Annotated in this window: 11 protein-coding genes and 1 pseudogene; 9 read left to right on the forward strand and 3 right to left on the reverse strand. The window is 38.4% G+C overall.

What is annotated here, in order from left to right; genetic code table 11:
- Positions 1-577: 577 nt before the first annotated feature.
- Positions 578-4,465, reverse strand: a complete 3,888-nt coding sequence (gene purL, locus BDD30_RS04810; RefSeq protein WP_041382741.1) for a phosphoribosylformylglycinamidine synthase — start codon at positions 4,463-4,465, stop codon at positions 578-580.
- A 268-nt stretch (positions 4,466-4,733) separates the two neighbouring features.
- On the opposite strand from purL, the gene mltF reads away from it, so the two are divergent.
- The gene (mltF, locus tag BDD30_RS04815; protein ID WP_049795193.1) at positions 4,734-6,155 is read left to right on the forward strand and encodes a membrane-bound lytic murein transglycosylase MltF; all 1,422 of its coding nucleotides are present in this window, start codon (positions 4,734-4,736) and stop codon (positions 6,153-6,155) included.
- A gap of 126 nt (positions 6,156-6,281) precedes the next feature.
- Complete coding sequence (locus BDD30_RS04820; protein ID WP_015833467.1) at positions 6,282-8,588, forward strand: Orn/Lys/Arg family decarboxylase; 2,307 nt, start codon at positions 6,282-6,284, stop codon at positions 8,586-8,588.
- Between the two features lie 11 nt (positions 8,589-8,599).
- Here the strand turns inward: BDD30_RS04820 and tadA are convergent, their stop codons facing one another.
- Positions 8,600-9,109: a tRNA adenosine(34) deaminase TadA gene (gene tadA / locus BDD30_RS04825; RefSeq protein WP_015833466.1), complete on the reverse strand. Its 510-nt coding sequence runs from the start codon at positions 9,107-9,109 to the stop codon at positions 8,600-8,602.
- A 234-nt stretch (positions 9,110-9,343) separates the two neighbouring features.
- The gene (locus tag BDD30_RS23880) at positions 9,344-9,940 is read right to left on the reverse strand and encodes a gp53-like domain-containing protein (RefSeq protein ID WP_015833465.1); all 597 of its coding nucleotides are present in this window, start codon (positions 9,938-9,940) and stop codon (positions 9,344-9,346) included.
- 243 nt (positions 9,941-10,183) lie between these two features.
- On the opposite strand from BDD30_RS23880, the pseudogene BDD30_RS04835 reads away from it, so the two are divergent.
- The 7 genes and pseudogenes from BDD30_RS04835 to BDD30_RS04865 all read left to right on the forward strand — a co-directional run.
- Positions 10,184-10,418: pseudogene (locus BDD30_RS04835) on the forward strand (tail fiber assembly protein); the annotation flags it as partial.
- Between the two features lie 406 nt (positions 10,419-10,824).
- Positions 10,825-11,553, forward strand: a complete 729-nt coding sequence (locus BDD30_RS04840) for a gp53-like domain-containing protein (protein ID WP_015833463.1) — start codon at positions 10,825-10,827, stop codon at positions 11,551-11,553.
- A gap of 574 nt (positions 11,554-12,127) precedes the next feature.
- Positions 12,128-12,961, forward strand: a complete 834-nt coding sequence (locus BDD30_RS04845; RefSeq protein WP_015833462.1) for a phage tail protein — start codon at positions 12,128-12,130, stop codon at positions 12,959-12,961.
- Between the two features lie 55 nt (positions 12,962-13,016).
- Positions 13,017-13,451, forward strand: a complete 435-nt coding sequence (locus tag BDD30_RS04850; protein WP_015833461.1) for a tail fiber assembly protein — start codon at positions 13,017-13,019, stop codon at positions 13,449-13,451.
- Positions 13,452-13,853: 402 nt separating this feature from the next.
- Positions 13,854-14,576, forward strand: a complete 723-nt coding sequence (locus BDD30_RS04855) for a DUF2501 domain-containing protein (protein WP_015833460.1) — start codon at positions 13,854-13,856, stop codon at positions 14,574-14,576.
- Between the two features lie 50 nt (positions 14,577-14,626).
- On the forward strand, positions 14,627-15,061 hold the full coding sequence (locus BDD30_RS04860; RefSeq protein ID WP_015833459.1) for a tail fiber assembly protein: 435 nt from the start codon (positions 14,627-14,629) through the stop codon (positions 15,059-15,061).
- Positions 15,062-15,331: 270 nt separating this feature from the next.
- Positions 15,332-16,150, forward strand: a complete 819-nt coding sequence (locus BDD30_RS04865; RefSeq protein WP_015833458.1) for a phage tail protein — start codon at positions 15,332-15,334, stop codon at positions 16,148-16,150.

Raw genomic sequence — 16,150 nt, forward strand, 5'->3', positions numbered from 1 at the left:
CCAATTACAGACACTTAAAATCACCCAAATAAAAACAGATTAAAATCAAGCAATTAAATGTCTCCTTTTGGAGACACTTATAATAGACATTTGTCGGGTAATTGAGACACACAGAGAAACAGGACCTGAATCCCTGAAAATTTCCGATACAAAACTTTTTCATCTGAATCCCCAGGAACATAATAACTCTGTGACTGGAGTGAATGAAAGCAGTCAACAAAGCAGCAACTTGAAGAACGATATAACCATCGTAGATAATAGAAGCAAAAAGTCTCTATTCGGGGGAAAATATGTGTCAAACCCAAAACGGGGAACCGTTATATATGGTTCAAGATCCGACTCAATTTGAAATGCAGCAAGAACAAATAGCATTACTGCGCTTGCTATCCTTTGCTGAAAAAGACGTAAAATCTGGACGAATTGTGTCATCTAATGAACTGCGAAATAACCTACGGAATTTGACAAATTGAGCAATAAAAGGGTGAGCAATTTCTGCCCACCCTTTTTCGTAATTAGCTCAACATATCCTTTCCACTGTTATAACTTAATCATCTCTGTGTACTTATTCATTGCAGTATTACCCTAACTGCCTACGAGCATTACGGAAAATTCGCATCCATGGACCATCTTCATTCCATTCCTCTGGATGCCACGAGTTACTGACAGTGCGGGCTACCCTTTCCGGATGCGGCATCATCACAGTTGCCCGTCCATCAAGGCTGGTAACAGCAGTAATACCATTCACTGAACCATTTGGATTAGCCGGATAATTTTCAGTGACCTGACCATAGTTGTTCACATAACGCAGAGCCACTAACTGGCTGCTTTCAAGCATATGAAGATGTTGACTATCGCGGAATTCCACTTGCCCTTCCCCATGAGAAACCGCAATCGGCATACGAGAACCCACCATATCTTTCAGGAATAATGACGGGCTGTCAGCAACCTCTACCAAACTGAATCGTGCTTCAAAGCGCTCTGAACGGTTACGCACAAAACGCGGCCAATGTTCTGCACCTGGAATTAATTCCCGCAAGTTAGACATCATCTGGCAACCATTACAAACACCAAGCGCCAAAGTATCCGGTCGTGTAAAGAAAGCCGCAAATTCATCACGAACACGTTCATTGAACAGAATTGATTTTGCCCAACCTTCACCCGCTCCCAATACGTCACCATAAGAGAAGCCACCACAGGCAACCAGTGTCTGGAACTGGCTTAATCCAATACGTCCAGACAACAAATCACTCATATGAACATCAATAGCCTCGAAACCTGCTCGGTGGAACGCAGCGGCCATTTCAACATGAGAGTTAACGCCCTGTTCACGTAATACAGCGACTTTCGGTCTTACCTGCTGCAAAATATAAGGCGCTGCAATATCTTCTGCGGGATCAAAGGTCAATTTAACATTCAAACCCGGGTCCTGATTATCCTGTTTAGCCTGATGCTCCTGATCGGCACATTCTGGGTTATCACGCAGGCGCTGCATTTGCCATGTCGTTTCTGCCCACCACAGACGCAAAGTACTGCGATTCTGACGATACACTTCGGTATTACCGCTGAAGATGACAAAATCATCACCCGCTTTAGCCTTACCCAAATAATGCACACAATCAGCCAGACCATGTTCTGCCAGAACGTTTTCAACAAATGCTCTATCAGATGCACAAATCTGAATCACGGCCCCCAACTCTTCCGTAAAGAGCGCTGCCAGAATGTCTTCATCAAACACACTAATATCGGCTTCAATTCCACAATGACCAGCAAAGGCCATTTCAGCCAACGTTACCAACAAACCACCATCAGAACGGTCATGATAAGCCAGTAATTTCTGTTCCGAAATCAGTTGCTGAATCGCATTGAAGAATCCCGCCAATTGTTTCGCACTACGCACATCTGCGGTTTTATTACCCAATTGACGGTAAACCTGCGCCAATGCTGTACCGCCCAATGTGTTCTGCCCTTTCCCCAGATCGATTAGCAACAACGCATTATCTTCATCAATGGAAAGCTCTGGCGTTACGGTACGGCGTACATCTTCCACTCTGGCAAAAGCAGTAATAACCAGCGACAAAGGTGATGTCATTTCGCGCTCTTCACCTTTAGCATTCCAGTTGGTTTTCATCGACATAGAATCTTTACCCACAGGAATAGTCAGCCCCAACTCCGGACACAACTCCTCACCCACCGCTTTGACCGCCGCATACAAACCAGCATCTTCACCAGGATGACCGGCAGCAGACATCCAGTTAGCTGAAAGTTTAATACGCTTCAAATCCTGGACATAAGCAGAAGCGATATTGGTCAACGCTTCACCAACAGCCAGACGAGCAGAAGCGGCAAAATCCAACAAAGCAACTGGAGCACGTTCACCCATAGACATCGCTTCGCCATAATAACTATCAAGGCTGGCAGTAGTCACAGCACAGTTAGCTACCGGGATCTGCCATGGACCTACCATCTGATCACGAGAAACCATCCCCGTGACTGAACGATCACCTATGGTTATCAAGAATGTTTTTTCTGCCACGGCTGGCAAATGCATAATACGTTTAACCGCTTCTGCCAAATCAATATCTCGACGATCAAGGCTTTCCCCTTTGGCTTTTAATGTACTGACATTACGCAACATTTTTGGCGTTTTACCCAGCAACACATCCAGAGGCATATCGATTGGTTGGTTATCAAAATGCTCATCATTCAGCAGCAAATGACGTTCTTCTGTTGCCTCACCGATAACCGCATAAGGTGCACGCTCACGCCGACAAATCTCTTCAAACAAAGGAAGTTGTTCTGGCGCAACAGCCAGTACATAACGCTCCTGAGATTCATTACACCAGACTTCCAGTGGACTCATTCCTGGTTCATCATTAAGAATCTTGCGTAGTTCAAACCGTCCACCGCGACCACCATCACTCACCAATTCAGGCATAGCGTTGGAAAGCCCACCAGCACCAACATCATGAATGAACAAAATCGGATTGCTTTCGCCCAATTGCCAACAACGATCAATCACTTCCTGACAACGGCGTTCCATTTCTGGGTTATCACGTTGTACAGAAGCAAAATCCAGATCAGCATCGGATTGACCAGATGCCATAGAAGATGCAGCACCACCACCCAAACCGATGTTCATGGATGGACCACCAAGAACAATCAGTTTCGCGCCAACAGAAATCTCACCCTTTTTGACATGTTCATCACGGATATTACCAATCCCGCCAGCCAACATAATTGGCTTGTGATAACCGCGCAATTCACTGCCATTATGACTGTTTACTTTTTCCTCATAAGTACGGAAATAACCAAGCAACGCTGGGCGGCCAAATTCGTTATTAAATGCAGCGCCTCCCAAAGGACCTTCAGTCATAATATCCAGTGCGCTGACGATACGCTCCGGTTTACCAAAATCCTCTTCCCATGGCTGCTCAAAACCCGGTATCCGCAGATTAGATACAGAAAATCCTACCAACCCAGCTTTTGGTTTGGCACCGCGTCCCGTCGCACCTTCATCACGAATTTCACCACCGGAACCGGTCGAAGCGCCCGGCCAAGGAGAGATTGCCGTTGGATGATTATGGGTTTCAACCTTCATCAGAATATGCACTTGTTCCTGATGATAATCATATGAACCGTCTTCTACACCAGCAAAGAAACGGCCAACCGAAGATCCCTCCATCACTGCGGCATTATCTTTATAAGCTGACAACACATAATCAGGGGTTTGCTCATAGGTATTTTTAATCATTTTAAACAATGACTTTGGCTGTTCCTGACCATCAATGATCCAATCAGCATTAAAGATTTTATGACGGCAGTGTTCTGAGTTAGCTTGAGCAAACATATAAAGTTCAACATCTGTTGGATTGCGCCCCAATTTTTCGAAGGCTTCCACCAGATAATCAATTTCATCCGATGCCAATGCCAATCCAAGTTCAGTATTGGCTTTCTCTAGCGCACCTCGCCCTTCTTGTAGAATATCAATGCGCTTTAATGGAGTGGGTTGCTGATGAGCGAATAATTTTTCCGCTTGTTCCAGTTGAGTAAAAACCGTTTCCATCATCCGATCATGCAGCAATGAGGACAATATTTGCCACTGTGGCTCACTCATTTCACCACACTGGATGTAATAAGCCAGACCACGTTCCAGACGCACAACCTGAGACAAACCACAGTTATGAGTAATATCAGTTGCTTTGGAAGACCAGGGAGAAATCGTCCCCGGACGAGGAGTCACTAGCAGCAATGTTCCTTTTGGTTCATGCTCAGCTAATGAAGGACCATATTTTAGTAATCGTTGTAACTTTGCTGAATCAGTATCACTCAAAGGTGCATTAATTTCTGCAAAATGAACATATTCCGCATAAATATCATTGACCGGAAGTTGCTGTTCCTGACACACAGAAAGGAGCTTGGTGATACGAAATGCCGATAAAGCGGGGGAGCCACGCAGAATTTTCATAGTAATAAATTCTCTCATCTTAGAAGCAAAACCTGACTGATGCCTTAGGGGAAAATAAACATATTATAGAGGATTGCAACCAGTGACGAAACCGTTTGCGTGATGATTATTAAGGCTAATTATTTGATCGCCAGATTATGCAAATAGTATCAATATAGGTTGCGCAGTAAGTTTTTGTTCCGCAAAATGCTCAATCACTGGAAATTTAACCATGATAATATAGCGCGTTTCCACATAGCACCACGCCGCATTACAAAGAGATAACAGTTTGAATAATATAAAAATAAACTACTTCGTTATCATTGTTATCGCTCTTTTTTCTGCTGCCATTATCAGTCTAAACATCAGTTGGCCGAACAAACAGCAGGAGCAGATTAACAGGATCATTACCAGAGGAGAGCTACGGATCAGCACCATCAGCTCACCTCTGATTTACCTTACAAGTAAAAAAGAACCAAATGGATTCGATTACGAATTGGTAAAACGCTTTGCTGATTACCTCGGTGTTAAATTGGAAATCAAATTCAGAACCAATATCAACCAACTATTTGACGATCTGGAAAATGGTGATGCTGATTTTCTAGCCGCAGGTCTGACCTATAACAAGGAAAGGTTGGAACAAACCCGTACTGGCCCAGCTTACTATTCTGTTTCTCAGCAGTTGATTTACCGTAAAGGTACGCCACGCCCTCGTTCTTTTAAAGATTTAAAAGGCAAACTACTCGTCACTTCCGGTTCAACTCACGTCAGTACACTGAAAAAAATAAAAGAGGAACTTTATCCAGAACTTGAATGGGATGAAACACAGCAATACAACACTCGCGAACTACTAGAACTAGTTTCAGAAGGTAAATTAGATTACACCTTAGGCGATTCTATCAATGTTGCATTGCAACAACGTACTCACCCTAATCTAGCCATCGCTTTTGATGTCAGTGAAGATAATCCCTTAACGTGGTATTTAAAGCGCACTGATGATTACAGCCTTTATGCTGCTATGCTGGATTTTTTCAGTCAAATGACGGAAGAAGATGTCATGCCACGGTTAGAAGAGAAATACTTTGCTCATGTCAGCTCGTTTGATTACTTCGATACACTCTCTTTTCTGAGTGCCATTGATAACGTTTTACCGACTTATCAACCATTATTTGAAAAATATTCCGGTGATATCAGCTGGCAACTGCTGGCGGCAATTGCCTGGCAGGAATCTCACTGGGACCCGCAGGCAACATCTCCTACAGGAGTCCGTGGCCTGATGATGTTAACCAGCCAGACGGCTAAAGGGCTTGGTGTCGTTGACCGCCTTGATCCAGAGGAAAGCATTAAGGGGGGTGCAATTTATTTGCAAAATTTGATGAAACGGCTACCAGAAAGCATCCCTAAAGATGAGCGGATATGGTTTGCACTGGCTGCTTACAATATGGGCTATGGCCATATGCTGGATGCCCGGAAATTGACAGCCGCCCAAAAAGGCAATCCGGATAGCTGGCTTGATGTAAAAGCCCGAATACCGCTGTTAAGTCAGAAAAAATATTATACGAACACCACCTATGGTTATGCTCGTGGACATGAAGCTTATCGCTATGTTGAAAATATCCGTCGTTATCAGCTTAGTTTAGTTGGATATTTACAGGCAAAAGAAAACCGGCAGAAATTAGTTGCTCAGGAAAAAAAATCAGAAACAGAGTAAGCAATTAACTGCCGCTAAAAATACCATTATAGTTAATTATATATCCCCAATCATATTATGTTTTACAGTAAATTAAACTAACTATACTAAATTTATCAGGATACTATCTTACTTAAAGGATGCGTCATGATTAATTTAGATATTAACGAACAAAGCAAGATTATGGTTGTAAGTAGCCATGTATGTAACCCAACCACTGCAAATGGTCGTGCATTTACAGAGTTAATAGATGCATTGAAAAAGAACAATTTTGCTGTTATCCCTGCTGCAACATTTCAAGATGGCATAGCAACGGTTTCTTCTGATTCTTCATTGTGCTGTATTTTTGTTGACTGGACTTCAGGTGACAATAACGCGGAATCTCATGAACAAGTATCAGAATTACTGAGAGAAATACGCAGACACAATATCACTATCCCGGTACTGCTAACGGCCGAATACTCCAGCATAGATACTTTGACACTCGAAGCAATGAAATTAGTAGATGAATTCGTCTGGATGCTTGAAGATACCGTTGGATTTATCGCCTCCCGCGCTAATTCCTTGATTAAAAAATACTATGCTCAGTTATTACCTCCTTTCACTCGAGCATTATTTCAATATACCCAAGAGTCACCAGAATATTCTTGGACTACACCTGGACATCAAGGGGGCGTCGCTTTTACCAAAACGGCAGCAGGAAGAGAATTAATCAATTTCTTTGGGGAAAATCTATTCAGAAGTGATCTTGGAGTAGAAAGGACAGTACTTGGATCACTTTTAGATCATACCGGTGCAATCAAAGAATCAGAAGAATATGCAGCCACTATTTTTGGTGCTCATCAGAGCTATTGTGTTCTTACCGGCACTTCTGGTTCCAACCGTATTATCATGAGTGCAGTTATTGGCGAAAAAGAAATTATTATATGCGACCGCAATTGCCATAAATCCATTGAACAAGGTGTAATAATGACAGGGGCTTTGCCCATATACCTTATTCCACAACGCAACCGCTATGGCATTATCGGCCCTATACCTAAAGATCAATTTCAACCAGAATATATCCAACAAATCATCGATGAACACCCGTTAAAAGAGCATGCTACAGACTGCCGACCTGTTTATGCTGTCGTAACCAACAGTACTTACGATGGGATATGTTATCACTCAGAACAAATAGAAGATTTATTGGCAAAAAGTGTTGATCAAATTCATTTTGATGAAGCCTGGTTTGCTTATGCCCGTTTTAACCCTATGTTTCAACATCGTTATTCCATGCGTGGTGAACCAGATGATTTTGATAGTAATGGCCCGACAATATTTGCTACTCAATCCACGCATAAAATGCTGGCGGCATTATCGCAATCATCCTATATCCATATTCGCAATGGCAGAAAACCTATTGAACACTCCCGTTTCAATGAGTCTTATATGATGCAATCCACAACTTCACCGCTATATCCGCTGATCGCGGCTAATGAAATTGGCGCTGCTATGATGGATGGCCCACAGGGACAAAGACTGATACAAAGTATTATTAATGAAGCCGTGGACTTCCGTCTGACTTTGGCAAAAACTCATCATGAATTTCAACAAAACGATGATTGGTTCTTCTCACCTTGGAATGCGAGAGAGATTATCAGTTCAGATAGCGGTCAATTAATTCCTTTCCATGAAGCAAGCAGAGAACAATTAGCAAATGATCCCTCCTGTTGGGTATTAAAAGACGGAGACAAATGGCATGGATTTAACAATCTCTCAGAAGAATGGTGCCTACTTGATCCAATGAAAATCGGTATTTTGTGCCCAGGAATGAGTGATAATGATGAACTGATGGAAAATGGCATTCCAGCTGAAATTCTTTCCGCTTATCTGAGCCAGCACGACATTGTGCCGGCACGTACCACTGATTTCATCGTGCTTTGCCAGTTTACTATCGGTGTCACCAAAGGCAAATGGGGCACGTTGCTCAATGTATTATTAAGCTTCAAGAAACACTATGACGCTAATACACCACTTAAACAATGTTTGCCGAAACTCACTAAGCAATATCCCCAAAATTATAAAGATATAGGACTAAAAGATATTTCGGACGAAATATTCAGATATATGAAAGAATATGAAATGGATATTGAACAAACAAGATCATTTGGCCAATTACCTAACATAGTGAAGCTCCCTCGGCAGGCATTCCTAGACCATATGGCAGGCCGTACTGAACATATACCACTCAGTAAACTTGCAGGACGTACATCGGCTGTTGGCGTTATTCCTTATCCACCGGGTATACCCATCATCATGCCGGGAGAATCCTTTGGTGATGAAAATTCTCCCTGGTTACAATATATTCGCCAGATCGCTGAGTGGAATAAAAAATTCCCAGGCTTCGAGAAAATTCTGGAAGGCGCAGAGATGATAAATGGCGAGTACCATGTATGGGTGCTAAGAGAGTGAATCAACAATATTTATTGATTTTCTTCCTGCTGTCTTCTGGCTGCTTTTAATGCCTTATGCTGCTCCCGACGTTGTTTGAAAAAAACACTCAACATCGTGGAGCACGCCTCAGCAAGAACTCCACCTGTAATTTCAATTTGATGATTCATACCAGGATGGCGCAATATATCAATCAAAGAACCGGCGGCCCCCGTTTTCATATCGCTGGCACCATAAACCAGCCGTTGTATTCGGCTATGTATCATAGCACCGGCGCACATAGCACAAGGCTCAAGCGTGACATATAAAGTGGTATTCAGCAGACGATAATTTTGTAACTGCTCTCCCCCTTTCCGTAGCGCAATAACTTCTGCATGAGCAGAGGGATCATGGGCAATAATAGATTGGTTCCAACCTTCAGCAATGATTTCATTATCAGCGACCAATACAGCGCCTACCGGTATTTCCCCCTGCTCCCACGCTTTTATTGCTCGTTCCATCGCCTGCTGCATCCAATATTCATCACTATATATTTTAGTCACTGCGGTATCTCACTTCATTATATCAGGGACAATTATAACGATTTATTTTTCCTATTTTCCAGCTATATTTACTAATCATTACACTGGTAACATATATTCGAGACTATTTGATATATTCTCTACCGCTGTATTTTATATTATTTTCAAACAACATTTAATTCACACCAATATATTTAAGAATAAAAAACAAAGCCGGAATAAAAATCCGGCTTACTATTTATTTCCATATATTAATTAATAACCGATTGCGAAATAGTCTCCATATACATAAGTATCACTAGCAGATAACCTGATTTCATTTCCATAAGCATTAATAGTTCGCGCAGCAACCCAAGAATCAAAAGTATTCAAGGTTCCGTTAGGTGCTGCTGACATCGGAAATATCCAATCACCAACCGGTGACATAAAAACCTTCAAACAACCATGCTTAAAAGGTGTTGGTAAAATAACCTTGTTTATAGTTAATGGAGTAAAATTATGTCTTCCCCATTGAAGTATTAATCCACCCGGCAATTGTTGATAACCGTTAGGTGACAAGTTAACAGGATATTGTTTTTTCATATGACACTGCAACGAATCAGTAAACGTCTTATTAAGTGTTGCCAAATCGCCATTATCCAGAACATCCTTTTCACACTGAGTTGACATAAAATTAGCCACGACAGAAGCTATTGTGGACGATTGACGTAATGCCTTATTTAATACATGCGTGGTAAGACCTACTGGGGGAAATCCAGTCTGCAACTCTGGACTATTTTCATATAAATTTTGATCCACCACATTAGCACCATCTTTAATAGAAAAAGCTTTAAAATCATTTTTATTACTCATTTATCCTCCTGGTATAAAATAACAAATATTATTGATTAGAAATTTATCCACATGGAAAATCACAAATAAAAATCTAACATAAATATATAAAAAATTCAGAAAACTAATTTTAACAATGACATTAATTTAATTAACTATTTTATATTAATGCAAATAATCCCATTTAAAAAACATACAGTTAACATTATTAACTCTGGATTTACGAAGACAATATAATCAGGCATTAATAATAAATTGTAATAAATTCCTCCACCAACGAAAGAGGAATTGATATCTATAGCCGAAGCCTAAAAAGCGCAATTGATATTTTTTGCAAATGAGAAAATAACACCACTTGCTGATGCAGTAGAACTGGATATAGCCACAAATGAAGAAATGCTATCACTTAAAGCATGGAAAAAATACCGCGTAATGCTTAACCGGGGTTGATACTTCGAAAGCACCAGAGATTGACTGGCCAATTCCACCATCACTGTAACTAATAAAAAGGCTGGGATTAAGGTAGACACCGGCCTCTATCACTTTGTTATTGTATTATTGCTAGCACTACAGCAATAAATATTCTGTTATCATCCGAACTATTCTCCATGCGATATTAGTGACCTTGTTCGTCATTGAAATCTACTTTCCATAATTAATCTTTCAATAGAGAAATCATTTAAGATAGTTTCTATAAAACAAGTATTAATTACTTAGATATTCTTTCAATTGAAACATATTAAATTATTTACTCAAAAATCCATACAAAAATAATAAGCCCCATAAGTTATAAGAACATTTCATTATTATTTTTTATCCCTAAACTATAAGAAAAAGCAAATTATCCTCACAATAATTCAAGATATTACTTATAAAATCAACTGTTAAACCTTAGGAAAAAACATATGAATCTCAAGAATGATTTTAAAGCATTTTCTATTAAAGATGGTGCTAATGTGGTGGATCAAAATTTATATGAAAATAGTCCAGAGTTGCAGACTGGATTTCCCCCAATAGGTCTTACCACGCATGTACTAAATAAAATATTACGTCAATCATCAACAATATCCTCTGTTGTCGCTGATTTTATTGCGACAGAATCCGGCAGCGATGTTTTGGATGATGGTAATATAGCCAAACTCACTGCACAATTAAATAAAGCGTTAGAACAAAAAATAAAAAAACAAGTTCCCGATGCCTCATTAACACAGAAAGGTGTTGTTCAACTCACAGATGTAATTGGCAATAGTCATACACTGGTTGCCACTCAGAAGCTTGTCTCCGATATAAACAATAATGTGAATAATAGAATTAACCAGCTTCCAAATATGTCGTCTTTCACCGCAAATCTGGTTCAGAATGGTTGGCAAAAGTTACCGTCCGGTTTAATTGAAATGTGGGGAGTGGCTAACGTTTCTTTCGGAGGAAAACCTTATAGAGGATATCTTAATCACTTTCCAATACCATTTCCAAATAATTGTCTCAATATCACATTAACTCACTATGGTTATGGCCCTCAGGCAGCAGGAGTATTTTCAGTAATCATAGAAAATCAGCAACAGTTCAGATGTTATAGAAGTATAAGTGACGATCAACCTTTTGTTTTGACATTTTTCAGAGCAATAGGATATTAATTAAAAAATTATTATGATTATTTAATTGAATTTGGAAAAATTTTATGAATGACAAAACCTGTGTATTTTTAGTGAATTAAATAAAGAATTTTATCCGATATCATTTGAAAATAAGAAAACAACTCTACTTTCTTATGTGATAAAAATTGATCGACCAATTCCATCATTATCATAGCTAATAAAGAGACCGGAATTAAGCCAGAAATCCGGTCTTAATCATTGTATTATTGCTAATACTATAGTGGTAAATATTCTGTTACCATCCTAGCTATTCTTCATATGACATTAATTACCTGTTCGTTATTGAAATTTAATTTCCAAAATAAACTTTTCAACATGGACATTATTCAAGATAGTTCCCAGAATAGAAACATCAATTATTTAGATATATTCTAAATTAATACATATTGAATTATTTATTATTCAAAACATACGAAAAATAATTAATCCCATAAGTTATAAAGATATTTAATTATTCTTTTTTATCTCTAAACTATGAGCGTTGTGAAATTACCCTTACAATAATTCAAGATATTACCTATAAAACCCACTATTAAACCTTAGGAAAATATATATGAATCCCAAGAATGATTTTAAAGCGTTTTCTATTAGTAATAACGCAAATGTTGTGAGTCAAGAAAGATATGAAGACGAGCAAAGTTTGAAAACTGGGTTTCCTCCAGACGGTATTACCACTCATGTATTAAATAAGGCATTACGCCAGTCGTCCACAATAGCCTCTGTTGTCGCTGATTTTATTACGACAGAATCTGGCAGTGATGTTTTGGATGATGGTAATATAACCAAACTCACTGCACAATTAAATAAAGCGTTAGAACAAAAAATTACAACAAAAATTCCCGATGCCTCATTAACACAGAAAGGTATTGTTCAACTCACAGATGTGGTTGGCAATAGTAATACACTGGCTGCAACTCAGAAACTTGCCTCCGATATAAATAATAATGCCAATAACAGACTGGAAAAAACGCAAAACGGCGCTGATATCCCTAATAAAAATGAGTTTGTGAAAAATTTAGGTTTAGATGACGCAGCAAAACGGAAAGTAGGCACTGGAATTAATCAGATTCCAGATATGTCGTTCTTCACCGCAAATTTGGCTCAGAATGGCTGGCAAAAGTTACCTTCAGGTCTAATTATAATGTGGGGAATAGCACTAGTTTCTTTCGGTGGAAGTGGAAAACCTAATAGCGGATATCTTAATAACTTTCCAATCCCATTCCCAAATAAATGTTTTAGTATCACTTTAACTCATAATGGTTGGGACCCCATTGCAGCAGGAATATTTGGAGCAAAAATAGAAAATCAGAGTCAGTTTCGGTGTTATAGAAGTCATACTGCTTATACTCCTGATGTTCAAACATCTTTCATAGCAATAGGACATTAATTGAAAAATAATTAATTTACTATAATGATTATCTAATTAAAATAGGAAAAAAATTATGAACAATAAAAACTATGTATTTAGCACATTAAATAAAGCATTTTATCCGCTATCATTACAACAGGATTATATTGAAGCAGGCTCATGGCCAAATGATCCTATACTTGTAACTGATGATATATTCTATAAATTTTCAGGAATGCCGCCCATAGGCAAAATACTTTCCTCTGGCGAAGATGGTCTTCCTTGTTGGGAAGATATTCCACCGCCAACGAAAGAGGAATTGATATCTATAGCCGAAGCCCAAAGAGCGAAATTGATATTTCTTGCAAATGAGAAAATAACCCCACTTTCTGATGCTGTTGAACTTGATATAGCAACAAATGAAGAAGCACTATTGCTTAAAGAATGGAAAAAATACCGCGTAATGCTTAACCGAATTGATGCTTCGAAAGCACCGGAAATTGATTGGCCAATTGTGCCATTATCGTAATTAACAAAAAGACCGGGAGTAGGATAATACCCGGTCTTTATCATTTTATCTATTCAAATATTTGTAACCTTTCAATATCTATTATATATTTACCACCATCTTATTTACCAAAATCAGTGACAAGTTATTTTAATAGGAGATTACAGAACTCCAAATTCTCTTCTAAAGTTAAAAAGTCGCCAGATGTTAAATATAAATAGCCTGAATATACTTTCGATTAAAAAAACATTGAGTACTTATTTCCACCAAAAATATAAAAACAGTTAATCTTATTAGGAATAATAACACACCCCTATTTTTATTCTGAACTAGACTATGATAGGTTTTAATCACGATAAGCCATCCAAATAATAACTCAATGTATTAATTACATAATAATATTATTTAATTCAAGGAGTGTATATGAATCCTAAAAATGATTTTAAAGCGTTTTCTATTAAGAGTGGTGCTAATGTAGTGGATCAAAATTTATATGAAAATAGTCCAGAGTTGCAGACTGGGTTGGAACCAAATAGATATATTGATATTCATTTGTTAAATAAGGCATTACGTCAATCGTCAACAATAGCCTCTGTTGTCGCTGATTTTATTGCGACAGAATCTGGTAGTGATGTTCTCGATGATGGTAAGACCGTTAATCTCAACGCTCAATTAAATAGAGCGCTAGAACATAAAATTACAACAAAAATTTCCGACTCCGTACTAGAAAAAGCAAAAAACGGCGCAGATATCCCCAATAAAAATGAATTTGTCAAAAACTTAGGTTTAAATGAAGCTGCAAAAAGAGAAGTAGGTACTGGTGTTAATCAAATTCCAGATATGTCGTATTTCTCCGCAAACTTAACTAGTTTTGGTTGGCAAAAATTACCTTCAGGTTTAATTGAAATGTGGGGATTTGTACTAGCTGACGGCTATGCTTCTCTCGAAGCTGGATATTTAAATAATTTTCCAATACCATACCCTAACGCGTGTTTAAATATTACGTTAACTCATGGTGGTTATAACCCCCAAGATGCCGGAATATGTTCATTACACGTAGTAAATCGGAGTCAATTCCGATGTTATCGAAGTCCTACTAATCATATTGGTCCTGTTGGAGTATTTTTTAGGGCAATAGGATATTAATTTAAAAAATTAAATTATTATGATTATTTAACCAAAACTGGCAAAAAACTATGAATGATAAAAACTATGTATTCAGTGCATTAAATAAAGCATTTTATCCGTTGTCATTACAACAAGATTATATTGAAGCAGATTCATGGCCAAATGATCCTATATCCGTAACTGATGATATATTCTATAAATTTTCAGGAATGCCACCCATAGGAAAAATACTTTCTTCTGGCGAAGATGGTCTTCCTTGCTGGGAAGATATTCCACCGCCAACGAAAGAAGAATTGATATCTATAGCAGAAGCCCAAAGATCAAAATTTATATTTCTTGCAAACGAGAAAATAACGCCACTTGCTGATGCGGTCGAACTTGATATAGCCACAAATGAAGAATTGTTATCACTTAAAGCATGGAAAAAATACCGCGTGATGCTTAATAGGATTGATACATCAACAGCCCCGGAAATTGATTGGCCAATTGCGCCATTATCGTAATTAACAAAAAGACCGGGAGTAGGATAATACCCGGTCTTTATCATTTTATTGATTCTAGTATTTTGTAGCTATTCAACATCAATAATCATTCAAACATTAAAACACTTATCACCACCAATTATATAAAAATAGTTAACCCTATAAGTTATAAGAATATTCCATTATTCTGTTTTCTAACTAAACTATAGCCGGCGTGAATGTGGAGAAATGATTTTTATAAAAACTCACTATATTGCTTATAAAACGCAGTACTTAATTGGAGAAAAATATATGAGTCAAAAGAATGATTTTAAGGCTTTTTCTGTTAGTGACAATGCAAATATAGTGAAGCAAGAAGCATATGAAAAAGAGCAAAAATTGCAAACTGGGTTTCCAACAGGAGATATTACCGCTGAACTATTAAATAAGACATTACGTCAGTCGTCAACCATATCCACTGTCGTCGCTAATTTTATTGCAACACAATCTGGCGAAGATGTTCTGGATAATGGGGATATAGACAAACTCACCGCCCAATTCAAGAAAGCCTTAGAACAAAAAAACACAACAGAAATTCGCGATGCCTCATTAACAGAAAAAGGAATTATTCAGCTCACAGATCAAATAGGCAACAGTAATACACTCGCTGCAACTCAGAAGCTTGTTTCTGACGTAAATAATAATGCTCTGGCAAAAGACAAAAACGGCGAAGATATTCCGGATAAAGCTGCATTTATAAAGAACCTTGGTTTATCAGATTCAACAAATATAACGATAGGGAATGGTGAAAATCAGGTACCTAATATGTCGTTTTTCACCTCTAACCTGAATCAGGTTGGATGGCAAAAATTACCTTCGGGTTTAATTGAAATGTGGGGAATAGCATCAGTTAAAGGCAATGCTTATGCCGAACCTGGTGCTTTAAATAATTTTCCAATCCCATTCCCGAATAAATGTCTCAACGTCACGTTAACTCACGTTGGTAACGCCCCTCAACATGCTGGCACATTTTCAATAATGACGGTCAATAATTCACAATTCCAATGTTTTAGCAGTATTCCAAATTTACAAATTCCTGTAGCAGCATTTTATAGAGCAATAGGGTATTAA

This window comes from Photorhabdus asymbiotica, from assembly GCF_003634575.1.
Lineage (GTDB): Bacteria > Pseudomonadota > Gammaproteobacteria > Enterobacterales > Enterobacteriaceae > Photorhabdus > Photorhabdus asymbiotica.

Coding starts and splice junctions, on each gene's coding strand:
- purL (WP_041382741.1), bottom strand. CDS start 4,465: ATGAAAATTCTGCGTGGCTCCCCCGCTTTATCGGCATTTCGTATCACC.
- BDD30_RS04820 (WP_015833467.1), top strand. CDS start 6,282: ATGATTAATTTAGATATTAACGAACAAAGCAAGATTATGGTTGTAAGT.
- BDD30_RS23880 (WP_015833465.1), bottom strand. CDS start 9,940: ATGAGTAATAAAAATGATTTTAAAGCTTTTTCTATTAAAGATGGTGCT.
- BDD30_RS04840 (WP_015833463.1), top strand. CDS start 10,825: ATGAATCTCAAGAATGATTTTAAAGCATTTTCTATTAAAGATGGTGCT.
- BDD30_RS04845 (WP_015833462.1), top strand. CDS start 12,128: ATGAATCCCAAGAATGATTTTAAAGCGTTTTCTATTAGTAATAACGCA.
- BDD30_RS04850 (WP_015833461.1), top strand. CDS start 13,017: ATGAACAATAAAAACTATGTATTTAGCACATTAAATAAAGCATTTTAT.
- BDD30_RS04855 (WP_015833460.1), top strand. CDS start 13,854: ATGAATCCTAAAAATGATTTTAAAGCGTTTTCTATTAAGAGTGGTGCT.
- BDD30_RS04860 (WP_015833459.1), top strand. CDS start 14,627: ATGAATGATAAAAACTATGTATTCAGTGCATTAAATAAAGCATTTTAT.
- BDD30_RS04865 (WP_015833458.1), top strand. CDS start 15,332: ATGAGTCAAAAGAATGATTTTAAGGCTTTTTCTGTTAGTGACAATGCA.